The organism is Staphylococcus simulans (assembly GCF_003043455.1).
Taxonomy (GTDB): Bacteria; Bacillota; Bacilli; order Staphylococcales; family Staphylococcaceae; genus Staphylococcus; species Staphylococcus simulans_A.
Genome location: NZ_PZGG01000008.1, coordinates 29,323 through 53,193, shown reverse-complemented (window position 1 = coordinate 53,193; position 23,871 = coordinate 29,323). Strand labels below are relative to the sequence as shown.

The 23,871-nt window shown below is 37.6% G+C and carries 24 protein-coding genes; 8 read left to right on the top strand and 16 right to left on the bottom strand.

All coding sequences use genetic code 11. The annotated features are described in order from the left end of the window. Window positions 1-165: 165 nt before the first annotated feature. On the bottom strand, window positions 166-666 hold the full coding sequence (gene tadA, locus BU038_RS02750; protein WP_107604696.1) for a tRNA adenosine(34) deaminase TadA: 501 nt from the start codon (window positions 664-666) through the stop codon (window positions 166-168). A gap of 64 nt (window positions 667-730) precedes the next feature. Between tadA and BU038_RS02745 the strand changes: the two genes are divergently transcribed. Beyond that, entirely contained in the window at window positions 731-1,348 is a 618-nt protein-coding gene (locus BU038_RS02745; RefSeq protein ID WP_107604695.1) for a deoxynucleoside kinase, read from the top strand. Beyond that, window positions 1,341-2,006: a deoxynucleoside kinase gene (locus tag BU038_RS02740; protein ID WP_107604694.1), complete on the top strand. Its 666-nt coding sequence runs from the start codon at window positions 1,341-1,343 to the stop codon at window positions 2,004-2,006. Before BU038_RS02745 ends, BU038_RS02740 begins: the two co-directional genes overlap by 8 nt. 86 nt (window positions 2,007-2,092) lie before the next feature. Here the strand turns inward: BU038_RS02740 and BU038_RS02735 are convergent, their stop codons facing one another. From BU038_RS02735 to BU038_RS02720, 4 genes are all read right to left on the bottom strand, one after another. Next, window positions 2,093-2,896 carry an HAD-IIB family hydrolase gene (locus BU038_RS02735; protein WP_241963138.1) on the bottom strand — a complete coding sequence of 268 codons (804 nt, stop codon included), beginning with the start codon at window positions 2,894-2,896 and terminating at the stop codon, window positions 2,093-2,095. A gap of 22 nt (window positions 2,897-2,918) precedes the next feature. Next, a complete protein-coding gene (locus tag BU038_RS02730) occupies window positions 2,919-3,329 on the bottom strand; it encodes a hypothetical protein (RefSeq protein ID WP_107604692.1) in 411 nt (136 codons plus the stop codon). Between the two features lie 31 nt (window positions 3,330-3,360). Further along, on the bottom strand, window positions 3,361-4,080 hold the full coding sequence (locus BU038_RS02725) for an HAD family hydrolase (RefSeq protein ID WP_107604691.1): 720 nt from the start codon (window positions 4,078-4,080) through the stop codon (window positions 3,361-3,363). 119 nt (window positions 4,081-4,199) lie between these two features. After that, entirely contained in the window at window positions 4,200-4,595 is a 396-nt protein-coding gene (locus BU038_RS02720; protein WP_107604690.1) for a YbaN family protein, read from the bottom strand. A gap of 153 nt (window positions 4,596-4,748) precedes the next feature. Here BU038_RS02720 and BU038_RS02715 point away from each other — a divergent pair, with 153 nt between their 5' ends. Continuing rightward, window positions 4,749-5,180, top strand: a complete 432-nt coding sequence (locus BU038_RS02715) for a GNAT family N-acetyltransferase (RefSeq protein ID WP_107604689.1) — start codon at window positions 4,749-4,751, stop codon at window positions 5,178-5,180. 126 nt (window positions 5,181-5,306) lie between these two features. Here BU038_RS02715 and BU038_RS02710 read toward each other — a convergent pair whose 3' ends face one another. The 4 genes from BU038_RS02710 to BU038_RS02695 all read right to left on the bottom strand — a co-directional run bounded on the left by BU038_RS02710 (window position 5,307) and on the right by BU038_RS02695 (window position 9,451). Further along, on the bottom strand, window positions 5,307-6,386 hold the full coding sequence (locus tag BU038_RS02710; RefSeq protein ID WP_107604688.1) for a branched-chain amino acid aminotransferase: 1,080 nt from the start codon (window positions 6,384-6,386) through the stop codon (window positions 5,307-5,309). A 273-nt stretch (window positions 6,387-6,659) separates the two neighbouring features. Continuing rightward, entirely contained in the window at window positions 6,660-7,697 is a 1,038-nt protein-coding gene (locus tag BU038_RS02705) for a S66 family peptidase (protein WP_107604687.1), read from the bottom strand. A 120-nt stretch (window positions 7,698-7,817) separates the two neighbouring features. Continuing rightward, window positions 7,818-8,780: an L-threonine 3-dehydrogenase gene (locus BU038_RS02700; RefSeq protein WP_107604686.1), complete on the bottom strand. Its 963-nt coding sequence runs from the start codon at window positions 8,778-8,780 to the stop codon at window positions 7,818-7,820. A gap of 203 nt (window positions 8,781-8,983) precedes the next feature. After that, window positions 8,984-9,451 carry a GNAT family N-acetyltransferase gene (locus tag BU038_RS02695; protein WP_241963137.1) on the bottom strand — a complete coding sequence of 156 codons (468 nt, stop codon included), beginning with the start codon at window positions 9,449-9,451 and terminating at the stop codon, window positions 8,984-8,986. Between the two features lie 117 nt (window positions 9,452-9,568). On the opposite strand from BU038_RS02695, the gene BU038_RS02690 reads away from it, so the two are divergent. From BU038_RS02690 to BU038_RS02675, 4 genes are all read left to right on the top strand, one after another. After that, window positions 9,569-10,570 carry a choloylglycine hydrolase family protein gene (locus BU038_RS02690; RefSeq protein WP_107604685.1) on the top strand — a complete coding sequence of 334 codons (1,002 nt, stop codon included), beginning with the start codon at window positions 9,569-9,571 and terminating at the stop codon, window positions 10,568-10,570. Between the two features lie 108 nt (window positions 10,571-10,678). After that, window positions 10,679-11,707, top strand: coding sequence for a choloylglycine hydrolase family protein (locus BU038_RS02685; RefSeq protein ID WP_107604684.1), 1,029 nt, complete (start codon window positions 10,679-10,681; stop codon window positions 11,705-11,707). Further along, window positions 11,700-11,891, top strand: a complete 192-nt coding sequence (locus BU038_RS02680; RefSeq protein ID WP_107604683.1) for a hypothetical protein — start codon at window positions 11,700-11,702, stop codon at window positions 11,889-11,891. The genes BU038_RS02685 and BU038_RS02680 overlap by 8 nt, the downstream gene beginning before the upstream one ends. A gap of 78 nt (window positions 11,892-11,969) precedes the next feature. After that, complete coding sequence (locus BU038_RS02675; RefSeq protein WP_107604682.1) at window positions 11,970-12,161, top strand: hypothetical protein; 192 nt, start codon at window positions 11,970-11,972, stop codon at window positions 12,159-12,161. A gap of 110 nt (window positions 12,162-12,271) precedes the next feature. On the opposite strand, the gene BU038_RS02670 is transcribed toward BU038_RS02675, so the two are convergent. Beyond that, the gene (locus BU038_RS02670) at window positions 12,272-13,459 is read right to left on the bottom strand and encodes a glycine C-acetyltransferase (RefSeq protein ID WP_107604681.1); all 1,188 of its coding nucleotides are present in this window, start codon (window positions 13,457-13,459) and stop codon (window positions 12,272-12,274) included. Window positions 13,460-13,674: 215 nt separating this feature from the next. Here BU038_RS02670 and BU038_RS02665 point away from each other — a divergent pair, with 215 nt between their 5' ends. Beyond that, the gene (locus BU038_RS02665) at window positions 13,675-14,856 is read left to right on the top strand and encodes a M20 family metallopeptidase (RefSeq protein ID WP_107604680.1); all 1,182 of its coding nucleotides are present in this window, start codon (window positions 13,675-13,677) and stop codon (window positions 14,854-14,856) included. A 157-nt stretch (window positions 14,857-15,013) separates the two neighbouring features. Here BU038_RS02665 and tuf read toward each other — a convergent pair whose 3' ends face one another. The 6 genes from tuf to rpoC all read right to left on the bottom strand — a co-directional run bounded on the left by tuf (window position 15,014) and on the right by rpoC (window position 23,728). Continuing rightward, on the bottom strand, window positions 15,014-16,201 hold the full coding sequence (gene tuf, locus BU038_RS02660) for an elongation factor Tu (protein ID WP_002481337.1): 1,188 nt from the start codon (window positions 16,199-16,201) through the stop codon (window positions 15,014-15,016). Window positions 16,202-16,388: 187 nt separating this feature from the next. Next, on the bottom strand, window positions 16,389-18,470 hold the full coding sequence (gene fusA / locus BU038_RS02655) for an elongation factor G (protein ID WP_107604679.1): 2,082 nt from the start codon (window positions 18,468-18,470) through the stop codon (window positions 16,389-16,391). A gap of 112 nt (window positions 18,471-18,582) precedes the next feature. Then, a complete protein-coding gene (gene rpsG / locus BU038_RS02650; protein ID WP_002481335.1) occupies window positions 18,583-19,053 on the bottom strand; it encodes a 30S ribosomal protein S7 in 471 nt (156 codons plus the stop codon). A gap of 70 nt (window positions 19,054-19,123) precedes the next feature. Next, window positions 19,124-19,537 carry a 30S ribosomal protein S12 gene (gene rpsL, locus BU038_RS02645; protein ID WP_002481334.1) on the bottom strand — a complete coding sequence of 138 codons (414 nt, stop codon included), beginning with the start codon at window positions 19,535-19,537 and terminating at the stop codon, window positions 19,124-19,126. A 97-nt stretch (window positions 19,538-19,634) separates the two neighbouring features. Then, the gene (locus tag BU038_RS02640) at window positions 19,635-19,889 is read right to left on the bottom strand and encodes a ribosomal L7Ae/L30e/S12e/Gadd45 family protein (protein WP_002481333.1); all 255 of its coding nucleotides are present in this window, start codon (window positions 19,887-19,889) and stop codon (window positions 19,635-19,637) included. Window positions 19,890-20,113: 224 nt separating this feature from the next. Beyond that, a complete protein-coding gene (rpoC, locus tag BU038_RS02635; protein WP_241963139.1) occupies window positions 20,114-23,728 on the bottom strand; it encodes a DNA-directed RNA polymerase subunit beta' in 3,615 nt (1,204 codons plus the stop codon). Window positions 23,729-23,871 lie beyond the last annotated feature (143 nt).

Below are 23,871 nucleotides of genomic sequence, written 5' to 3'. Positions count from 1 at the left end.
TTCTATCAAACTTTGATGACAGACTTCTATCGTCTGTTTGTACGATTTATGAAGCTAGAACTATCGGCATTATTCATCCTTAACTATCTCTTACTTTTTAATGCTTTTCAAACAAAAAGATGTCTACCTCTTACAAGCAGACACCTTCATTCATCTAAGTTTGTTTTAACTATTCAAGTCATCAGCCTCTTGCGATTGCTTCGCTTGTTTCTTCTTATCTCTTAACTGTCTGAAGAAATTGCGCAACATATCCCCGCATTCTTCTTCTAGCACACCACTGACAACTTCTGCACGATGGTTGAAACGCGACTCTTGAAGTAAATCCATTAAACTGCCGCTACAACCGCCTTTTGGATCAGCTGCGCCATAAACGACACGTGGAATACGGCTCATGACTATTGCGCCAGAACACATCACACAAGGTTCTAAAGTGACATATAAAGTACAATCTTCGAGTCGCCAACTTCCGACTGCTTCAGCTGCTTTTTCTATCGCAATATGTTCCGCATGGGCTGTCGGAAGTTGAATCGTTTCTCTTAAATTGTGGGCACGTGCTATAATTTCATCGTCTTTAACAATGATTGCGCCAATCGGCACTTCACCGATAGCTTCAGCTTTTTTAGCTTCATCTAATGCAAGTTTCATATATTTTTCATCTATTGTCATATGTTCAATCCCTTACCATGTGATACAATTACTATTGTCTATTTTAACACTTGGAGTGTTGTTTATGAATCAACCTTATATCGCTATTGAAGGGCCTATAGGAGTAGGCAAATCCTCTTTAGCACATCGCTTAAGTCAATCTCTTGATTATCATGAAGCACAAGAAATCGTAGATGAAAATCCATTTTTATCTGATTTCTATGACGACATTTCAAAATGGAGTTTCCAAACTGAAATGTTCTTTTTATGTAACCGTTACAAACAAGTTCAAGATCTAGAACAACTACATAACGGTATTGTCAGTGACTATCATGTTTATAAGAATAAAATCTTTGCGCGTCAAACACTGACAGATACAGAATACAACAAGTTTGACCGTATTTACGATATTCTGACTGAGGACCTTATGATGCCAGACATCGTTATTTTCCTCGATGCAGATTTAGAAGTACTAAAACAACGTATCGCCAAACGCAATCGCAGCTTTGAAGCACAAATTGAAGATGAGTATCTTTTAAATTTAAAAGAAGCTTATCATCACTTCTATGAATCATTAGAAGCCAAAGGCAAAATGGTGAAACGTATCGATACAACAAACTTGGATTTCGTCAATCACGCTGACGATTACGAGTATCTATTAAACATTGTACAATCAATGATAGGAGGCAACACGCATGAATAATTACGGTATCCCTCAAGATGCGGTGATTACAATCGCAGGTACTGTAGGCGTCGGTAAATCGAGCTTAACACGTGCCTTAGCTAAAAAATTAAACTTCCGCACTTCGTTCGAGAATGTGGACCATAATCCTTATTTAGATAAATTCTATGACAACTTTGAACGTTGGAGTTTCCATCTGCAAATCTATTTCCTTGCAGAACGCTTTAAAGAACAAAAGCGTATGTTTGAGTATGGCGGGGGCTTTATCCAAGACCGTTCTATTTATGAAGACGTGGATATCTTCGCAAAAATGCATGAAGAACAAGGTACAATGACACCTGAAGACTTCAAAACATATTCAGAACTGTTTGATGCGATGGTTATGACACCCTACTTCCCAAAACCAGACGTTTTAATTTATTTAGAATGTGATTATGATGAAGTGATTGAACGCATCAAACAACGCGGTCGCCAAATGGAAATCGATACAGATCCAGAATACTGGAAAAAATTATTCCGTCGTTACGAAGAATGGATTTCAAGCTTTAATGCCTGCCCTGTCGTACGCGTGAACATTAATGAATATGATCTGCACGAAAGTTTAGACACGCTAGATCCTGTGCTAGATAAAATTGCACATGTGATTGATGTCTATCGTAATGTAGATACTAGAAAATAATAAGCAGATAAAAAAATCATGTACCTCTTCTCTTAACTGAGTGAGATACATGATTTTCTTTTTACTCTTAATAAACTTGTATGAAGTTATTTATCAAAGAAACGCTTAATTTCATCATTTAAACCTTTATAGTAGTCATAGCGTGTAACTGGGAATTTCTCTTTCATGTCATCATCTGTACTATTGTGCATCACAAACGGGTGCCCGATATGACTTAAATAAATCTCATCATTACCACTGTCACCGAAGCCTAACACACCTTCTGAATCAAGGTCATACATATCTAATAGATAACGCACAGCGAATAACTTGCCAGCGTTTTTAGGTGTAAAGTGTACATCATAGGCATCTTCAGGATCGCCTGCTTTAGGATTCGTTTTATTATAATGTACCGCATAATCATAAGCCGCTGCTTTATCTTGTAAATCTTTTAAATTCTGCTCGTCTTTCTCTTCATCGCCTTGTGAATAATAATAGTATTCATACAGTGTTTCTTCATCTCTGAATTCTCTTTGCGGATGAAGTTCAACTTGGTGTTCGGACTCAAAGCTATCGATAATTTCATCGACTTTTTCTTTTGTGAACGTTGTTTCTGAAACAGCTTCTTCATACTTTTTAGAGCGTTGGTATTCACCTTGATTATCTAACTCAAATAGTTTTGAACATAAATCAGAAAAGATAAAGTGTGGTTTATATTCCATTTCCGCATGTTCCATCTTCTCCATAATGCTTTCAAAGATACTGCCTGATAACACCGCAGTAATTACTTGATGCTTTTCTTCTGCCAATTTCAGTGTCGTTTCAAGTTCACGTAACTCAGGAATATCTTCTTTTGTTGTCTGATGTTTATAATACGTTTCGTCAAAATCGAATAGAATTAATTGACGCATCATATCACCCTTTCAACATTAATTATAATTCTAACTCTTCACGATAAATAACAGGTTCATAGTCATCATCATTGATAGCTTTACTATAATAACCTTCATCTGTTTCTTTTAAACCAAAGGCTTCAGCTTTATCCGCTTCGCTTGTGCCAATATAACTTTGACCTTTCGCATCAAAAAACAAATCAAAAAGCGTTCCGCCATAACGTGCTTCATGTTTCAAATCATACAATGCGTCGACCTCTTGACGTTTGACGTCTTTATAATACAGCGTGTGACTCGAATACTTCGTTGTTTTCGCTTCAAAACCTAAAGCCTGTGCGCCGGCATCTTCTGTGACTAAATGCAATGTCTTACCAAAGTCATTTAAAACGCGAAATACTTCTCCTTGATATTCTGCATAACGTCCATCTAATACTGTATGTTGTTCTTTCATGCTTTCACCTCATTTAATGTGTGACGATAACTCAAGCTTCTGTATCTTCACCTTTTAGAATAGAAACAATTTCTGGCGCTTTCTCTACGACATAGTCCGCATGTTTAAATTCATGTGCTTGACCCACACCCGTCAACACAGCTACAGATAGCCCTAAGCCTGCGTTAACAGCGGTTTGTATATCATTAGGTGTATCGCCTACAATCGCAATTTCTTCCGCTTTAAGCCCCTTCTCTTGCGCAAAGAGCGGCTTTAATACAGCAGGGTCTGGCTTTTCAGCCGCATTAGATTCAGTAGAGATAACTAAATCAAAGAACGCTTCTGTATCTGTAGATTCAATAAATTGATCTGTGCCTTTCTTCGTATCACTCGTAATAATCCCAATACGATATCCGTTTGCTTTTAATGTTTCTAACGCTTCAACCATACCCTCAATCCATTTAATTTCAGGAACTCTATGATCAATGAGATATTGGCTCGTTTTACGCGTCCACTCACCTACATCTTCTCCAGCCAACGCATTGAAATTCTGAATAATTTCATCTAACGAACCACAGGCCATCGGCGTGCCAGGTTCTATTTGATTTTTTTCTTTATCCACACCTAAAGTCTGATAGGCATACGCTTGATCTTCATCTGAAATATAACGTTCCACAAACTGATCCACCATTTGAATACCAATCTTCATCCAACTCATATCAAAATCAATGAGTGTGCCATCTTTATCGAATAAGATCCATTTAATTGTCATCAGTTTCCACGCTTCTTTCTTTATACTTTTATTTCATTTTATCAATTTATGAATTAAGAAGGAAATTAAAAAAGGCTTACACCCTTAGTAGTGGATGTAAGCACAAAATGCATCAACGATTAATCTTTCTCACAGCTTTGACGGTCCTTTGATGGTTCTGGTAACGTCTTGACCAACGTAAACAATACAATCGTTTGGAAGGTCACCATAATCAATAAACCGATTCTGATATAGAAATTATCTAGCATATAAAGCGAAAATGCGATAACAATATATAAACTCAATAAAATTTTGAACTTCTTCTTTAAAGTAAAGCCTCTATCTCTTTTGAAGCTTTCTACATATTCACCGTAAACCTTCGTACTCACTAACCAACGATTAAATCTTTCAGAACTTCTTGAAAAACAAACAGCCGCTAAAAGTAAAAAAGGTGTAGTTGGCAACAAAGGTACAACGATTCCTATAAAACCAACGATAGCTGAAATTAAACCTATCGTAATTAAAATATATCTCATAAAAGCACCTCTACCGATAATCATTTTCAATTATACAATAGAATACAGACTAATAAATAATAATATGTTTGCTTATCACTTTTCTCTACCTTGAGTTTAATTCATATTTTCTATAGGATAGGAATGCATGTCAAAAACTTAAGGAGTACCTATATGAGATTACATAAAATGAAACTTCAAGAAGTTAACTTTCCAAAAGCATTAGATATTTGGGAAAGGTCTGTCATCGCAACACATGACTTTTTAAAAGAAGAAGATAGAATCGCTTTAAAACAAGAGATTCCTACCTATTTTAAACACGTTGAAGCATATTTATGGTTTGATGAACAAGAAGCAATCGGCTTTTCTGGAACACACGACCACAACTTAGAAATGCTTTTTATAGACCCAAAACACTTTAATCAAGGTTATGGTTCAGAAATCTTGCAACATTTAATCCAACAAGGAAAAGTAAACTATGTGGACGTTAATAAAGATAACGAACGTGCGACAGAATTTTATCTCAAAAATGGCTTTGAAGTATACAAAACCTCTCAAACAGATGCCCAAGGCAGAAATTATCCTATTTTACACATGAAATTATAAAACATTCGATAAAAATATTCATATTCCACTGAATTTCATTATATAAATGATAAAACAGGTCAGAAACACACGTTATCTGTGCTTCTGACCTGTTATTTTTATCACTATTTATAATTCTTATTCGAATTATTTTTTAGGAACCACAACTCTCCAGCCGTGTTTGTCTTCTAATTTACCACTTTGGATACCAGTATATTGGTCATATAAGTGTTGAGTGATTTTACCTGTTTCGTTATTGTTGATAACGATTTCGCGGTCTTCATATTTTAAGACACCTACAGGTGAAATAACTGCAGCTGTACCTGTACCGAAGACTTCATCTAATTCGCCTTTATCATAAGCTTCGAATAATTCATCTACAGATACACGACGTTCTTCTACTTTATAGCCAAGTTCTTTAGCTAATTCGATGACAGTTTTACGTGTAATACCTGGTAAGATACTACCGTTTAATTCAGGTGTAACTAGTGTACCGTTTTCAACGAAGAAGATGTTCATGCTTCCGACTTCTTCGATGTATTTTTGTTCTACACCGTCTAACCATAATACTTGGTCATAACCTTCTTTGTTTGCGTTAGATTGTGCTAATAAGCTTGCTGCGTAGTTACCAGCTACTTTCGCAAATCCAACACCGCCACGTACGGCACGAACATATTTATCTTCTACATAAATACGTGTTGGTTTTAAAGCGTCGCCGCCATAGTATGAACCAGAAGGAGATAAGATAATTAATAATTTGTAGTGAGTTGCTGGGTGTACACCTAAGCCTGCTTCAGTCGCAAAGACGAATGGACGAATGTATAATGATTGACCTTCCCCTTCGGGTACCCAGTCACGTTCAACATTCACAAGTTCTTTTAATCCTTCTAATAATAACTCTTCATCAATTTGCGGCATTTCTAAGCGCGCTAATGATTGATTAATACGTTTGAAGTTTTGGTCAGGTCTGAATAAATCAACCTCTCCATTATGTTTGTATGCTTTTAATCCTTCAAAGACTGCTTGGCCATAATGAAGTCCTTGTGCAGCGGGATCAAGTTCGATCGGTGCATAAGGAGTAATCTTCAAATCATGCCAACCACCTTTATCTTCATCGTAGTCATAACTTAACATGTAATCAGTGAAGTGTTGACCGAATCCTAAGTTACTTGGATCTGGTTTTTGTTTAAGCTCTTCACGTTTCTCGAATTTAACATTTTCTGACATGATTTCTGCCTCCTAAAATTGTGCTTATAAATAAGATAATACTAAAATTATAGCAATCTAAGTCTGTGTATTCAATGAGTTTTTAGAAAATTTAAAAAATACGCCCCTAATCAAATCCTCTATTGAACACAATCATTTATATCTCTCTTTAACATTTCCCCATTGATACAAATTAAAAGTTGCTATATTCCTTACACTTCCATTATTGTACAGTCTATTTCTGAATGCAACTGTGAGCAATCTCATTTTCACTTTGTGTAGACGTTCTATTCATTAAGAACATCCACTTTCATTAATTTCAAAACTTCCTTTATCAGCATCTAATGTCGCACTGACACCATAAGGCAAAATACACTTTGGTTCATTATGGCCAAAGCTGCCATTAGCGATGACAATTTTACGTTCTAAGTTTTGTTCTTTTAATATCTTTAACCATAACGCTTCTATCTCTTGATGGTTCACATCATTTTGGGGTTTGCCTATCAAAATACCTTCAACATTTTCTAATACTTTCATATCAGCAAGAGACCGAATCGCCTGTTTATAAAAATCCAACGGTAAAGGTGTCTCTGAGTTTTCTACAAACAAAATTTTGTTTTTAAATACCGATGCATCTGGAAAAACATATGTGCCTCTTAGATTATTCAATACCTCAAAACAGCCTCCGATTAAGTCACCTGTTACCTTACCTTTGCCGTTAACAACTTTATAACTCGTATTTTTCACTTTTTCTCTTTGTATATTTTGATGCACTTCTTCCCATCTCAAACCGAACTTACGGTAATATGGAGACGTCTTTACAGTTCCTATCCTGTGATTTGTAAATAATACTTTCTGAATGCTATCTATCGTGTAAGAATCCATTTCTACATGTTCGGCAAAATCGGATAAAATAGCAGGTCCGTAATAGGTCATAATACCTGCTTGATAAAACTTTAAATGGATTGAAGTAATATCAGAATATCCCATGAATATTTTAGGGTTTTGTTTGATGATGTTGTCATCTAAATAAGGCACAATTCTCATGGATTCTTCTCCGCCAATAAAAGAGAAGATTGCTTTAACTTCTTTGTCTAGCAGTGCTTCATGTATATCTGCCGCTCTATGTTTTGGATGATGATACAATGCATCAATACCATCTAAGGCATGTTTCATAATTTTAATGTTTAATCCAAAGATTTCTTCCAGTCGCGCTTTCGCTAATTCAACTCGATAGCTTATAAAAGACTCTCCAGCTAATCCAGATGAAGGCGAGACAAGCGCTACTGTATCACCTGGATTTAAATGCTTAGGCTTAATCAATCTGGTCATCTAATCGTCACCCACTTAACATTAGTCTACTGCCGTTATACATAATAATTAACAGGACGAATGACTTTCTATAGTTCATAGAAAACATTCAGTCCTGTTTATTTAATTCATATGTTTATATTATTTTTGAGTTGCTGCTTCTTTTTCTCTAACCCCTTGCAACATAGCTTCTGTCATCTTATCTAAATCATATTTAGGTGAGAAGCCCCATTCATTTCTTGCACAACTTGTATCAATCGCATCTGGCCAGCTATCTGCAATGCCTTGTCTGATTGGATCTACTTCATAGTGCATTTTGAATTCTGGGATTTGTTTACGAATAGATGCGGCGATTTCTTCTGGTTCGAAACTCATACCGCTTAAGTTAAAAGCACAACGATTTTCAATATTTTCTGCTGGTGCTTCCATCAATTGAATTATTGCGTCAATCGCATCATCCATAAACATCATATCCATATAAGTATCTTTACCGATAAAGCTTGTATACTCACCTTTACGTACCGCTTCAAAATAAATCTCACATGCATAATCTGTTGTACCGCCGCCTGGTTCTTTCACAAATGAAATTAATCCAGGGAAACGTACGCTTCGTGTATCTACACCAAACTTAGTATGGTAATACTCACATAATAACTCACCTGATACTTTGTTTACACCGTACATAGATGTCGGTCGTTGAATCGTTAAAGCAGGTGTATCACGTTTAGGTGTTGTTGGCCCGAATGCCCCGATAGAACTTGGTGTAAAGAACTGTACGTTATGGTTGCGAGCTGCTTCTAACGCATTGACTAAACCGCCCATATTAATATGCCATGCAAGCATTGGATTTTTCTCAGCTGTCGCAGACAATAATGCGGCCATATGCATTAAAGCATCTGGTTGGAATTCCTCTACTACCTCATCCATACGTGCTGCATCTGTAACGTCTAATATCGCAAACGGTCCGTCTTTGATAAGAGAATCCGCTTCTGGTTCTCTAATATCCGTTGCTAAAACATTATCTGTTCCATAAATCTCACGACATTTTAATACAAGTTCAGTCCCGATTTGCCCTAGTGCGCCTGTAATCATAATTCTTTTCATCTTTCTCTCTCCCCTTTGAAAAGTGCGCTAAAGAACTGTAGTATTTTTGAGGTGTACATTCTCTTGTTATTTAACACTATATTTTTAGAAATGCTTATTAATGTATATACCATACGTACAAAAATAAGTAAAACGCTTACATTTGAAAAGAGCAAAATTACACTTTTCTATTTATTTCAGAGATACATTATTTAGATAAACCATCAAATATTTTTACGACAATGCTTTTGAAGCAATTCATAACCTTCTTTTTCATAGAAATCAACAGCCGCATTATTTTGTCCCCAATAATCCAGTTCCACTGTGTCACACTGCTCTTTCTCTGCTAATTCTTCTATATACTGCATGAATGCATGCCCATAACCTTTGTGCTGAAATTCTGGTTCAATGCTGATTTGATGAATATACAATGTCTTCTGCCCATAGCGAAATGGCGTTTCATACAACGTTACCAATTGCGCCCACAAATACCCAGCAGCTATTCCTGTATCTGTTTCAATTACTAATAAATAATGGTCCGGCTGATCCATGAGCTTTTGAAATAAATCTAACGTATCCAAATAATGATACGGTTTAAAAATATCTGGATAGGCTTGATGATGTATGTCATGCACAGTTTGATTTAAACGTGCTAATAAAGCTGCATCCCCGCATGTTTTAATTTTCAACATTATCCCTCACTCTCAACACCTTATTGGCGTTACTTTATTCGAAGTCTCGACTTGCGTCATGTTATGATTATTGTAACGTTTTTTTGTACTGATTACTGTTTTGAAGGAGGCACATTTATGTGTACGAGTTTTGCATTTACATCTCAATATGATGCGAACTATTTAGCACGCACCATGGATTTTTCATTTAGTTTAAATTCTTTCCCGAAAGCCATTCCTAGAAATTATGAATGGACAACCAACAATGGTCGTGACTTTAAATTAAACTACGGCTTTGTAGGAACCGCGATGACAGTGAATGGGGTTGTCTTCGGAGATGGCATCAATGAAAAAGGATTATCCATCGCTGTATTGTATTATCAAGGAGAAGCATCTTATGCGACTTCTACTTCTAATGACAACATCAATCTAGAACCTGAAGAATTTATTATGTGGTTCCTGGGCATGAATGAATCAATCAGAGACTTTAAAGAACAAGCAGATAATGTTCGTTTACTTAAACAAGTAAATCCTGCATTAGACAGCGTTCCACCACTACACTTTATGATTACAGATCAATCTGGTCAAAGTATCGTTGTGATTCCTTCAGATGGTCAGCTGATTATTAAAGAAAACCCCATTCGTGTGTTAACGAATAATCCAAACTTAGAATGGCACTATCAAAATGTCAGACAGTATACACACTTTAATATCGAAGCACCCTCACCATCACTTTTAGGTATTGAGAGCGTGAAACCTTTTGGTGTAGAATCTGGTACTGAAGTACTTCCAGGCGGCTATACTTCTCCATCTCGTTTCGTTAAAATGGCTTATTTCCGTCAATTTATCGAAGATGCAGAAGATGACAATAAACGACTTAACAATTTATTTAAACTACTTGATACAGTCAGTATCCCAAGGGGCGTCGTTTTAGACGAAGGCACAATTTATTACACGCAATACCAAGCCATCGTCGATACACATCATCTTACTTATTACTTCAAAGACTATAACGGCTCAGATGTATACCAAATCAAACTGACTGATGAAGTCTTAAACGCAAGTGATGCGATTACTTATACTGTAAAACCTAAACTCAATCTGATTGATTTAACTGAAGAACCTTCAGACAATCAATAAATAGAACTAAACGGAGAAGCACATAGAGAGGCTGCTCCGTTTTTCTATATCCATATGGTATTATCAACTTAGTTATGACTTTCAACTGTACTAAGGGGGCTGATACATATGTGTACGAGCTTTACCTTTACTTCACAATACGACACAACTTACCTAGCGCGGACCATGGACTTTGCGTTTGAACTGAAAGCTTTTCCTAAAGTTATCCCAAGAGGTTATCACTGGGAAACATCTTATAGACAAGCCTTCACGTTTGATTATGGTTTTGTGGGCAGTGCGATGAAAATAGATGATGTGATGTTCGCAGACGGTATTAACGAAAAAGGACTTTCTATCGCAATTTTAAACAACAATGGCTTTGCGACATATAAGCCTACACCCGCTTCACATCGCATTAATTTAGGTCCAGAATCATTCATTATGTGGCTTTTAGGTACGAACGCATCCATCTCACAATTAAAAGAAACGATTGATAATGTAAGGTTGATTGATGAACAAAATCCGGTACTCGGTAAAACACCTGCTTTTCATTTCATCGTCACTGATCAAACAGGTCAAAGTATTGTACTTGTCCCAAAAGGTGGTAAACTGATTTTGAAAGATAATCCAGTACAAGTTCTGACTAATCATCCTGATTTAGAATGGCACTATCAGAATTTACGTCAATATACAGCTTTCACCTCTGAATCAACAGAGCCTATCGCATTTAGTGATAATCAAGTAAATCCAATCAGTGTCGAATCAAATACTGAAATATTGCCTGGCGGTTATACCTCGCCAGCACGTTTCGTCAAAACTGCTTATTTTCGTCAAGCGATTGAAGATACTGAAGACGACAAGATGCGCTTAAATAAACTATTCAAATTACTAGACACTGTCAGTATCCCAAGAGGTATCGTACTCAACGAAGGACAACCGCATTATACGCAATATCAATGTATACTCGATTGTAATCACTTAGCGTATTATTATAAAGACTACAATAGCTCGGATATTTATACGATCCAACTCACAGACGTATTATTAGATTCAAAAGAAGAGAAAACATATGAAATCAAACCACAATTAAATTTAAAAGATATCACCCTGTCACACCACGATTCACATCATGATAAAGGAGTAGATTCATATGTATGATGAACAGTTTAAACAAGAGTATCAAGCTGCTGTAGAGGCTTATACTAAAAAGTTTAAAGAGGCTCCAAGCAGAATGCTTTTACGAGGTATGCCTGCTGAAGATGGCTTAGAACTTATGAAGGATTGTGTGAAAGACAATGAACCATTGGAGAAATTTTATTTAGACAATCACTACTTAAGTTAAGTATTTACATTTATTCACTCAATGAATAAAACGAATATATGAGACACCGCTGAATCAACCATAAAGGAATGAAAAACTATGTATGAAGACAAATTGATTGAAGCTTATGATGCTGCTGAAAAAGCTTATGAGAAACAATTTGGAGAACCACCTGGCAGAATGTTTTTAAGACAAATGACGCTTGAAGAATCAATAGAACGCATTGAACAATGTATCAAAGATAACGAGCCATTAGAAAAATTCTATCTTGATCATAGATACATCACTTAAACAAGAAAAGGAAGCATTTTGTTAAGCATCTAATTATACTGATTGCTAAATAAAAGCGGAACCGTTCAATAAAAATGAACAGTTCCGCTTCATTGTTTTTATAAAGATACTTAGATTACGCCAAGTTCTTTTCCTACTTTTTTATAAGCCTCAAGTGCTTCATCTAACATTTCTTTCGTATGTGCAGCTGTAGGCATGTTACGTACACGTCCTGTACCACGTGGTACTGTTGGGAAGACGATTGATTTCACATAAACCCCTTCGTCTTTTAGACGTTTACTGAATTCTTGAGTTTGTTTTTCATCACCAATAATGACAGGTGTGATTGGTGTTTCTGATTCACCAATGTCATAACCTAGTTCTTTTAAGCCGTCTTTAAGATAATTCGCATTTTCCCAAAGTTTGTCGTGCAGTTCTGTAGAATCCATAAGTTTACGTACAGCGGCAGTAATCGCTGCTGAAGATTCTGGTGTTAAAGATGTTGAGAATAAGAATGGACGTGATTGTACTTTCAACCAGTCGATCAACTCTTGTGTACCTGCAACATAACCGCCGACTACACCAATTGCTTTAGATAATGTACCAATTTGGAAATCGATTTTGTCTTGTAAACCGAAATGTTTTACTGTGCCAGCACCTTTACCCATAACACCTGATCCATGAGCATCATCGACATAAGTGATTAAGTCATATTCTTCCGCAATCTCAACGATTTCAGGTAACTTCGCTACGTCTCCATCCATACTGAACACACCATCAGTGATATACATTACTTTATTGTATTGACCTGACTCTACAGCTTCTTTCGCTTTTTGACGTAAGTCATCCATATCTGAATGATTCACACGAATAATTTTAGCTTTAGATAAGCGGCAACCATCGATAATAGACGCGTGGTTTAACTCATCAGAAAGAATCGCATCGTTTTTATTCATAACCGCAGAAATCGCCGCCATATTACAATTAAAACCAGATTGGTAAGCAATGGCTGCTTCTGTCCCTTTAAATTCAGCCAACGTATTTTCTAAAGTTTCATGCACATCTAACGTACCGTTGATTGAACGTACAGCGCCTGCACCGACACCGTAATGATCGATCGCTTCTTTCGCTACTTCTTTCAAGTCCTCATTAGTTGCTAAACCTAAGTAGTTGTTTGAAGAAAGATTGATATACTTTTCGCCGTTGATTGTAATTTCCGGTCCATTTGCCCCTTCGACAATATCGATCTCATTGTATAACCCATTATCCTTTAAATATTGAATATTTTCGTCTAAAAAACCATGTAATGATTGAACCATTGGTTGTGTATCCCCCTTGTGTTAGATTACATATATCATAACGTATTTTATTATAATAGAAAAGTTAACACTGATTAGTTATTTTGAAAAAGCAAAATTTTGTATCTTAAAAAGCCAAAATTACATGTAATTATAACGTGAACGTTTTAAGTTTATTCTGTGAAACGCGTGCTATAATAAGGACATCTATATTAATTACAGAAGAGGTGAATACCATGTTGAATTGGTATCAACTTGCGCACGATAAAGAAAAAACAATGATTCAACTCAGAAGACATCTCCATCAATATCCTGAGTTGTCCTTTGAAGAACATAATACACACGACTATATCGTGAATCAGCTCGAACAATTAGAATGTACAATCCGTAGACCTGTAGGAAAAAACGGGATTGTCGCAACGTTTAAAGGTCAAGGCGAAGGTCCGACAGTCGCCTTACGTGCTGACTTCGACGCCCTCCCGATTACGGAACTAAACGATAAACCTTACCGTTCTAAAAACGAAGGTTGTATGCATGCGTGTGGACATGATGGTCATACCGCAATTCTTTTAGGTGTTGCGCAAATTATTAATGAACATTTAGCATATTTGAAAGGCAACGTTGTTTTAATCTTTCAATATGGCGAAGAAATTGTCCCTGGCGGCGCTCAACAAATGATTGATGACGGTGCATTAGAAGGTGTAGACAGTGTTTATGGCAACCATCTATGGAGCGGTTATCCAACAGGCATCATTTATTCTCGTCCAGGCGCCATGATGGCTTCACCGGATGAGTTTACCGTTACCATTCAAGGTCAAGGCGGCCACGGTGCCAAACCGCATGAAACGATTGATCCAATTGTGATATTAGCTGAATTTATTCTAAGCTCACAAAAAATCGTTTCACGTACAGTCGATCCGATTAAACAAGCTGTGGTCACTTTCGGAATGATTCAAGCGGGTTCATCAGATAGCGTGATTCCTGATTCTGCGATGTGTCGTGGTACAGTGCGCACATTTGATTCTGAACTCCAAACACATATCATGAATAAACTTGATAAGCTCTTACAAGGCCTTGCGCTTGCGAATGATATTGAATATACAATGGATTATGAACGCGGCTATGTCCCTGTGCATAACAATGAACAAGCGTATGAAACAGTTAAACAAGCTGCACATGATATGAATTTACGCTTTACTGAAGCGGATATGATGATGGTGGGCGAAGATTTCTCAGCATACCAACGTGTGAGACCCGGTGCCTTCTTCCTGACAGGATGTGGTAATGCGCAAAAAGGTACTGACTACCCTCACCATAATCCTTACTTTGACATTGATGAAGCTGCATTAAAATACGCAGCAGCTGAGTTCTTAAAAATACTAGAATTAGAAAATGTATTATCTTCTGAACGCCTTTAAATCAAAATAAACACGCGTACACATGTAGAAATGATGTGTACGCGTGTTTTTATGTTAAACAATATGCTGATAAGCGTATCAATAAAAAATGTATGTAAAAAAAGAACCCCTCAAAAGAGGAGCTCTCTATTAAAAATCAACTTAAGTTAAGTCGAAATTATGCTTGGATTTCAGTAACAACGCCTGATCCTACAGTACGTCCACCTTCACGGATAGAGAAACGAGTACCGTCTTCAATCGCGATTGGAGCGATCAATTCAACAGTCATTTCTACGTTATCGCCAGGCATAACCATTTCAGTACCTTCTGGTAAGTGAACAACGCCAGTTACGTCAGTAGTACGGAAGTAGAATTGTGGGCGGTAGTTAGTGAAGAATGGAGTGTGACGTCCACCTTCTTCTTTAGATAAAACGTAAACATCAGCTTTGAATTTTGTGTGTGGAGTAATAGAGCCAGGAGCTGCTAATACTTGTCCACGTTGTACGTCTTCACGTGCAACACCACGTAATAAAGCACCGATGTTGTCACCAGCTTCAGCGTAGTCTAATAATTTACGGAACATTTCTACGCCTGTAACTGTTGTTTTTTTGCTTTCTTCAGTGATACCGATGATTTCAACTTCTTCACCGACTTTGATTTGACCACGTTCAACACGGCCTGTTGCTACAGTACCACGACCAGTGATTGAGAATACGTCCTCAACTGGCATCATGAATGGTTTATCAGAGTCACGTTCTGGAGTTGGGATGTAGTCATCTACAGCTTGCATTAAGTCTAAGATTTTTTGTTCGTATTCTGGGTCGCCTTCTAAAGCTTTTAATGCAGAACCAACGATAACTGGTACATCGTCACCAGGGAAGTCGTATTCAGATAATAAGTCACGAACTTCCATTTCAACTAATTCTAATAATTCTTCGTCGTCAACCATGTCAGCTTTGTTTAAGAATACAACTAAAGCTGGTACACCAACGTTACGTGATAATAAGATGTGTTCACGAGTTTGTGGCATTGGACCATCTGCAGCAGATACTACTAAGATACCGCCGTCCATTTGAGCAGCACCAGTGATCATGTTTTTAACATAGTCAGCGTGTCCTGGGCAGTCAACGTGAGCATAGTGACGTTTGTCAGTTTGATACTCGATGTGTGAAGTATTGATTGTAATACCACGTTCTTTTTCTTCTGGAGCGTTGTCAATCATGTCGTATGATTGTGCTACAGTGTCACCATTTTTTGCTAATACAGTTGCGATTGCAGCTGTTAATGTTGTTTTACCATGGTCAACGTGACCGATAGTACCAATATTGGCATGTTCTTTTGAGCGATCGAATTTTTCTTTAGCCATTATGAAATCTCTCCTCTTCTTGTTAAAAAGTTATTTAAATTATCTCTCATGATAGTTTCTCACCATCATGAGAGCTTTATTGTTAAGTTGTATAAAGGACTAATTCCTTTATAAAGCATTTTCCTCAAAAAATCAATTCATGAGACCTGCCAAGTCAGTTCTTGTGCAAGTTTCTAAAGGGAATTAATTATTCACCTTTATTTTTCTTGATGATTTCTTCAGAAATTGATTTAGGTACTTCTTCATAGTGATCGAAGTACATAGTGTAAGTACCGCGACCTTGAGTGTTAGAACGTAATGAAGTTGCGTAACCGAACATTTCTGAAAGTGGTACGAATGCACGAACCATTTGAGCGTTACCACGAGGTTCCATACCATCAACACGTCCACGACGAGCTGTTACGTCACCCATGATGTCACCCATGTATTCTTCAGGCATTAAGATTTCAACTTTCATCATTGGTTCTAAGATTACTGGATCTGCAACTTTAGCAGCTTCTTTAAGTGCTAATGAAGCAGCGATTTTGAAGGCCATTTCAGATGAATCGACATCATGGTATGAACCATCATAAAGTTTAGCTTTAACGTCGATTAATGGATAACCAGCTAATACACCGTTTTCCATAGCATCTTTAAGACCAGCTTCAACTGATGGAATGTATTCACGTGGAACTACACCACCAACGATAGCGTTTTCGAATTCGAATCCTGCGCCAACTTCGTTTGGTGTGAATTCAATGTGAACATCACCGTATTGACCACGACCACCAGATTGACGAGAGAATTTACCTTGAACTTTAGCTGGTGTTTTGAATGTTTCACGGTATGAAACCATTGGCGCACCAACGTTAGCTTCAACGTTAAATTCTTTTTTCATACGGTCTACAAGAATGTCTAAGTGAAGCTCACCCATACCGCCGATGATAACTTGTCCAGTTTCTTCATCAGTGTGTGCATGGAATGTTGGGTCTTCTTCTTGTAATTTAACTAAAGCTTGAGTCATTTTATCTTGGTCAGCTTTAGATTTTGGTTCTACAGACAAGTGAATAACAGGTTCTGGGAATTCCATTGATTCCAAGATAATGTCATTTTTCTCACCACATAAAGTATCACCAGTACCAGTTTCTTTAAGACCTACCGCAGCTGCGATATCGCCTGAGTAAACTGTTCCGATTTCTTTACGAGTGTTCGCGTGCATTTGTAGTAAACGACCTACACGTTCACGTTTGTCTTTAGTAGAGTTTTTCACGTATGAACCAGAGTTCATAGTACCTGAGTACACACGGAAGAATGTTAATTTACCAACATAAGGGTCAGTCATAACTTTGAATGCTAATGCAGCGAATTCTGCATCATCATCTGCTCTAGCAATGATTTCTTCATCAGGATTGCTAGCACGGTGACCAATGATTGGTTTAACATCTAATGGTGATGGTAGGTAGTCAATTACAGCGTCAAGCATTAATTGAACACCTTTGTTTTTGAATGCAGTACCGCAAAGTACTGGGTAGAATTCGATATCTAAAGTAGCTTGACGGATTGCTGCTTTCAATTCGTCAATTGAAATTTCTTCACCTTCAAGATATTTTTCCATTAAGTCTTCGTTAACTTCTGCAACTGATTCGATTAATGTTTCACGAGCTTCAGCTGCTTTCGCTTTGTAGTCTTCTGGAATTTCGATTTCTACTACTTCTTCACCGAAGTCACCATTGTATTGGAAACATTTCATTGTAACTAAGTCAATGATTGCTTCGAATTCGTCTTCAGCACCGATAGGTAATTGAACAGCTTGAGCGTTTGCATCCAAACGATCATGCAATGTGCTTACTGCGTATTCGAAGTTCGCACCGATTTTGTCCATTTTGTTTACGAATACGATACGAGGAACTCCATAAGTTGTAGCTTGACGCCAAACTGTTTCAGTTTGTGGTTCAACACCTGATTGAGCATCAAGTACTGTAACCGCACCGTCAAGTACACGTAATGAACGTTCAACCTCAACTGTGAAGTCTACGTGTCCTGGTGTATCGATAATGTTGACACGGTAATCATGCCATTGTGCAGTTGTTGCTGCTGATGTGATTGTGATACCACGGTCTTGTTCTTGTTCCATCCAGTCCATTTGTGCCCCACCATCGTGAGTTTCACCAATTTTGTGGATACGGCCTGTGTAAAACAAGATACGTTCAGTTGTAGTTGTTTTACCAGCGTCAATGTGAGCCATGATACCAATGTTACGAGTTTTTTCCAAAGAAAAGTCTCTAGCCATTGTATTTTTTCTCCTTCCAGTAATTACTTGAGTAAATACTTTGAATATGGCGATGCCCTAAGCATGCCTTGGAATATACCATTTGAACACGCTCAGGGTTAAACCTTGAATCTTACCAGCGGTAATGAGCGAATGCTTTGTTCGCTTCAGCCATTTTGTGTACATCTTCACGTTTCTTAACTGCGCCACCTGTGTTGTTAGCTGCATCTAAGATTTCGTTAGCTAAACGTTCTTCCATAGTTTTTTCACCACGAAGACGTGAATAGTTAACTAACCAACGTAAACCTAAAGTCGTACGACGCTCTGGACGTACTTCTACAGGTACTTGATAGTTAGAGCCACCTACACGGCGTGCTTTAACTTCTAATACTGGCATGATATTGTTAATTGCTTCATCGAAAACTTCCATTGCATCGCGACCACTGCGTTCTTGTACAAGGTCAAATGCTGAATAAAGAATTCTTTGAGCTGTTCCGCGCTTACCATCTAACATGATTTTGTTAATCAATTTAGTCACTAACTTAGAGTTGTGAATTGGATCTGGTAAGACGTCTCTTTTTGGTACTGATCCTTTACGAGGCATAATCAGAGTCCTCCCTTCATATTATAGTATAATCTCAAAATTTATCTCGAAAATTTACGTAATCTTAAACTTATTTTTTAGGACGTTTTGTACCGTATAATGAACGGCTTTGCATACGACCTTCTACACCTGAAGTATCAAGTGCACCACGAACGATATGGTAACGCACACCAGGTAAGTCTTTTACACGACCTCCACGTACAAGTACAACACTGTGTTCTTGTAAGTTATGGCCGATACCAGGGATATATGCGTTTACTTCGATGTTGTTTGATAAACGAACACGAGCATATTTACGTAACGCTGAGTTAGGTTTTTTAGGTGTCATTGTACCAACACGAGTACATACGCCACGTTTTTGTGGTGAGTTCAAGTCAGTAAATTGTTTTCTCATACTGTTAAAACCTTTGTTCAAAGCTGGTGAATCTGATTTCTTAGCTTTGCTTTTTCTTGGTTTACGTACTAATTGGTTAATAGTAGGCATTTAAGATGTCCTCCTCTCCTGTTTTATAATCCCACACATCCAGGTGGTTCATTTTTAGGTTAAATAAAATTTAGTAAGCGCAATTACTTACTAATTCTCATTTCAATAGAGCAACGACTGCTGCATCTACGTTGATACCTGCATATTCTCCTAAAGCTTTCTTGCTTTCGAAAAATGAAACAGGAATATCGCTATGATTGATCTTACTTAACACGTCTGACAGCAAATAAACTTCAACGTCTTGAGCAATAATCAATGATGTAACTTGGTTCTTCTTGAGTGCTTTGAGCGTCTCTTTCAAACCAACAACCTTATGGTGTTTGTTTAAGCGTGCAACTTTTTCATTAGACATTGATTATCCTCCAAAGTTCTGCTTGCATCAACCTTTATAATAGTAACACTTTCCATAGGTTGCGTCAACACAATTATTCAATATAATGCTGACTTTTTTAATGATAACAAATTCGGTGAAAATTTCAACAGATATCCAGAATTGTCTCTGTATTTCAAAGCATAGAAAAGCCAATACCGGCTTTCTTTTCAGAAAGTGGTATTGGCTGATTTATAATTTGAAGTTTATTGTTGCGGTGTATTTGTATCCGCTGCAAGTTCCTCAACTGCTTCTTTCACTTGAGGGTCGATATGTTTTTCGTATTTAGCTTCGCTATAACGTCTCATACCTGTACCTGCAGGAATCAATTTACCGATAATAACGTTCTCTTTAAGTCCAAGTAAGTCATCGCGTTTACCTTTGATTGCTGCATCTGTAAGGACACGAGTTGTTTCTTGGAATGATGCTGCTGATAAGAAGCTTTCTGTTTCAAGAGACGCTTTTGTAATACCAAGCAATACTGGTTTTGCAGTTGCTGGACGTTTGCGGTCTTTGAATGCTTCTCTGTTTGCATCTGTGAAGTTGTGGATGTCTACTAATGAACCTGGTAATAGTTTTGTATCACCAGCTTCAATGATACGTACTTTACGTAACATTTGACGAACCATAACCTCAACGTGTTTATCGTCGATTTCTACACCTTGCATACGGTAAACTTTTTGAACTTCTTTAAGCAAGTAGCTTTCAGTCGCATTTAAGCCTGCTACTGATAAGTAGTGCTTAGGCTCGATAGAACCTTCAGTTAAAACTTCACCGCGTTCAACGCTTTGGCCTTTTTCAACTTTAAGACGTGAAGTACCTGAAGCAAGATATGATCTTGTTTCGTTAGCACCTTTAATCACGATTTCTTGTTGACGGTCTTTCGCAAGTTTGATGTCTTCGACAGTACCTTCAATGTCAGTAATAACAGCTTGACCTTTAGGGTTACGTGCTTCGAAGATCTCTTGGATACGTGGAAGACCTTGAGTGATATCGCTTCCGGCTACCCCACCTGTATGGAAGGTACGCATTGTAAGCTGTGTACCTGGTTCACCGATAGATTGCGCTGCGATTGTACCAACCGCTTCACCAACTTCAACTTTTTCACCAGTCGCAAGGTTTTTACCGTAACATTTTTCACATACACCATGACGTGTATTACATGTAAATGCTGAACGGATGTACATTTGGTTAATGCCTGCATCAGTAATGCGTTTTGCGATTTCTGGTGTAATCAATTGATCTGGTTTCACAAGAACTTCATCAGTTTCTGGATGACGTACCGTTTCTTTAGAGTAACGGCCTTCAATACGTTCGATGAATGGTTCGATCATTTCTGTACCTTCTTTGATGTCAGATACAAGTAGACCACGGTCAGTTCCGCAATCTTCTTCACGAACGATAACATCTTGTGCAACGTCAACAAGACGACGAGTAAGGTAACCTGAATCGGCAGTTTTAAGTGCTGTATCGGCAAGACCTTTACGCGCACCGTGAGTAGAGATGAAGTACTCTAATACTGTTAAACCTTCACGGAATGAAGAAGTGATTGGTAACTCGATGATTTTACCAGATGGTGCGGCCATCAGACCACGCATACCAGCTAACTGAGTAAAGTTAGATGCGTTACCACGGGCACCAGAGTCACTCATCATGAAGATTGGGTTCGTTTTTTCTAGGGATTTCATCAATTTACCTTGAATTTCATCCTTAGCATCTGTCCAGATTTCAACGACAGCATTGTAACGTTCTTCTTCAGTGATTAAACCACGGTTATATTGTTTTTGAACACGTTCAACTAATTTTTCGTGTTCATCTAAGATTTCTTGTTTATCAGGTAATACCACGATGTCAGATACACCAACAGTGATACCTGCTTTAGAAGAGTATTTGAAACCTAAGTCTTTCATACGGTCAAGCATCATTGATGTATCAGTAATGCTGAAGCGATTGAACACTTCTGCAATGATATTTCCTAAGAATTTTTTGTTGAATGGATCAACAAGTTCTTGTTCTTCAAAGTATGCTTTTAAGCCGCCTTCGCCTAACTCAGTTGCGCTGACGAAGTATTTATCAGGTGTTTTGTCTTCTAAGTTTGTTTGAGACGGTTCATTAATATAAGCAAATGAATCCGGAATAATTTCGTTAAAGATTACTTTACCTACAGTTGTAGTTAAGATCTTACGATTTTGTTCTTCAGTGAATGTAGGGTTGTTGAATGAACCTGCGTGTACACCAATACGTGTATGCAAGTGAACATAACCATTTTGGTATGCTTTCAACACTTCGTTTGCATCGTTAAAGATTGCACCTGTATTCACTGCATCTTTACGTTCTAAAGTAAGGTAATAGTTACCAAGTACCATATCTTGTGATGGTGTAACAACTGGTTTACCATCTTTAGGGTTCAAGATGTTTTGAGCTGCAAGCATTAACATACGTGCTTCTGCTTGTGCTTCTTTAGATAAAGGTACGTGTACGGCCATTTGGTCACCATCGAAGTCAGCGTTATAAGCTGTTGTTACCAATGGGTGTAAACGAATCGCACGACCTTCAACTAATGTTGGTTCGAACGCTTGGATACCTAGTCTGTGCAACGTTGGTGCACGGTTAAGGAGTACTGGGTGTTCTTTGATAACGTCTTCTAAAACATCCCATACTTCATCTTCCATACGTTCAATTTTGCTTTTCGCATTTTTGATGTTTGTAGCGATTTCGCGTTGAACTAATTCTTTCATTACGAAAGGTTTGAATAATTCTAACGCCATTTCTTTAGGCAGACCACATTGATACATTTTAAGGCCTGGACCTACTGCGATAACAGAACGACCAGAGTAGTCAACACGTTTACCTAATAAGTTTTGACGGAAACGACCTTGTTTACCTTTCAACATATGTGAAAGTGATTTTAAAGGACGGTTACCCGGACCAGTTACTGGACGACCACGACGACCGTTATCGATTAACGCATCTACTGCTTCTTGCAACATACGTTTTTCGTTTTGAACGATGATACCAGGCGCACCTAAATCTAATAAACGTTTCAAACGGTTATTACGGTTGATAACACGACGGTATAAGTCGTTCAAGTCACTTGTCGCAAAACGTCCACCGTCTAATTGAACCATTGGACGGATTTCTGGTGGGATAATTGGAAGTACATCCAAAATCATCCATGAAGGTTCGTTACCAGAGTTTCTGAATGATTCAACAACTTCTAAACGTTTGATTGCACGAGTCAATCTTTGTCCAGTTGCTGATTCTAATTCAGTACGTAAGTCTTTCAACTCTTCATCTAAGTCAATTTCAGATAATAAATCTTTAATACCTTCAGCACCCATTTTTGCTACGAATTGACCTGGGAATTTATCATAATAGTCTCTGAATTCTGCTTCAGAAAGTAATGATTTTTTCTCAAGACCTGTTGGGCCTGGATCAACCACAACATATGATGCGAAGTAGATAACTTCTTCAAGTGATCTTGGAGACATATCTAATAATAGACCCATACGACTTGGGATACCTTTGAAGTACCAAATGTGTGAAACTGGTGCCGCAAGTTCAATGTGGCCCATTCTTTCACGACGTACTTTTGATTTCGTTACTTCAACGCCGCAACGGTCACAAACCATACCTTTATAACGCACACGTTTGTACTTACCGCAACTACATTCCCAGTCTTTTGTAGGTCCGAAAATTCTTTCACAGAATAAACCATCTTTTTCAGGTTTTAAAGTACGATAGTTGATTGTTTCGGGTTTCTTAACCTCACCATATGACCATGAACGAATCTTTTCAGGTGAAGCAAGGCCGATTTTCATATAATGGAAATTATTTACATCAATCAAGGAGCCTACCTCCTTCAATTTAGATTAGCTGTGCTATTTGATTGATAAATGATCAATAAATTGAAAAATATTAAAGGTGCATAAAGGCAATGCAGTACATTGCCTAATGCAGCCTT

Excerpts from the sequence above, each read along its gene's own strand:
- tadA (WP_107604696.1), bottom strand. The coding sequence starts at position 666 with ATGACAATAGATGAAAAATATATGAAACTTGCATTAGATGAAGCTAAA.
- BU038_RS02745 (WP_107604695.1), top strand. The coding sequence starts at position 731 with ATGAATCAACCTTATATCGCTATTGAAGGGCCTATAGGAGTAGGCAAA.
- BU038_RS02740 (WP_107604694.1), top strand. The coding sequence starts at position 1,341 with ATGAATAATTACGGTATCCCTCAAGATGCGGTGATTACAATCGCAGGT.
- BU038_RS02735 (WP_241963138.1), bottom strand. The coding sequence starts at position 2,896 with ATGCGTCAATTAATTCTATTCGATTTTGACGAAACGTATTATAAACAT.
- BU038_RS02730 (WP_107604692.1), bottom strand. The coding sequence starts at position 3,329 with ATGAAAGAACAACATACAGTATTAGATGGACGTTATGCAGAATATCAA.
- BU038_RS02725 (WP_107604691.1), bottom strand. The coding sequence starts at position 4,080 with ATGACAATTAAATGGATCTTATTCGATAAAGATGGCACACTCATTGAT.
- BU038_RS02720 (WP_107604690.1), bottom strand. The coding sequence starts at position 4,595 with ATGAGATATATTTTAATTACGATAGGTTTAATTTCAGCTATCGTTGGT.
- BU038_RS02715 (WP_107604689.1), top strand. The coding sequence starts at position 4,749 with ATGAGATTACATAAAATGAAACTTCAAGAAGTTAACTTTCCAAAAGCA.
- BU038_RS02710 (WP_107604688.1), bottom strand. The coding sequence starts at position 6,386 with ATGTCAGAAAATGTTAAATTCGAGAAACGTGAAGAGCTTAAACAAAAA.
- BU038_RS02705 (WP_107604687.1), bottom strand. The coding sequence starts at position 7,697 with ATGACCAGATTGATTAAGCCTAAGCATTTAAATCCAGGTGATACAGTA.
- BU038_RS02700 (WP_107604686.1), bottom strand. The coding sequence starts at position 8,780 with ATGAAAAGAATTATGATTACAGGCGCACTAGGGCAAATCGGGACTGAA.
- BU038_RS02695 (WP_241963137.1), bottom strand. The coding sequence starts at position 9,451 with ATGTTGAAAATTAAAACATGCGGGGATGCAGCTTTATTAGCACGTTTA.
- BU038_RS02690 (WP_107604685.1), top strand. The coding sequence starts at position 9,569 with ATGTGTACGAGTTTTGCATTTACATCTCAATATGATGCGAACTATTTA.
- BU038_RS02685 (WP_107604684.1), top strand. The coding sequence starts at position 10,679 with ATGTGTACGAGCTTTACCTTTACTTCACAATACGACACAACTTACCTA.
- BU038_RS02680 (WP_107604683.1), top strand. The coding sequence starts at position 11,700 with ATGTATGATGAACAGTTTAAACAAGAGTATCAAGCTGCTGTAGAGGCT.
- BU038_RS02675 (WP_107604682.1), top strand. The coding sequence starts at position 11,970 with ATGTATGAAGACAAATTGATTGAAGCTTATGATGCTGCTGAAAAAGCT.
- BU038_RS02670 (WP_107604681.1), bottom strand. The coding sequence starts at position 13,459 with ATGGTTCAATCATTACATGGTTTTTTAGACGAAAATATTCAATATTTA.
- BU038_RS02665 (WP_107604680.1), top strand. The coding sequence starts at position 13,675 with ATGTTGAATTGGTATCAACTTGCGCACGATAAAGAAAAAACAATGATT.
- tuf (WP_002481337.1), bottom strand. The coding sequence starts at position 16,201 with ATGGCTAAAGAAAAATTCGATCGCTCAAAAGAACATGCCAATATTGGT.
- fusA (WP_107604679.1), bottom strand. The coding sequence starts at position 18,470 with ATGGCTAGAGACTTTTCTTTGGAAAAAACTCGTAACATTGGTATCATG.
- rpsG (WP_002481335.1), bottom strand. The coding sequence starts at position 19,053 with ATGCCTCGTAAAGGATCAGTACCAAAAAGAGACGTCTTACCAGATCCA.
- rpsL (WP_002481334.1), bottom strand. The coding sequence starts at position 19,537 with ATGCCTACTATTAACCAATTAGTACGTAAACCAAGAAAAAGCAAAGCT.
- BU038_RS02640 (WP_002481333.1), bottom strand. The coding sequence starts at position 19,889 with ATGTCTAATGAAAAAGTTGCACGCTTAAACAAACACCATAAGGTTGTT.
- rpoC (WP_241963139.1), bottom strand. The coding sequence starts at position 23,728 with ATGAAAATCGGCCTTGCTTCACCTGAAAAGATTCGTTCATGGTCATAT.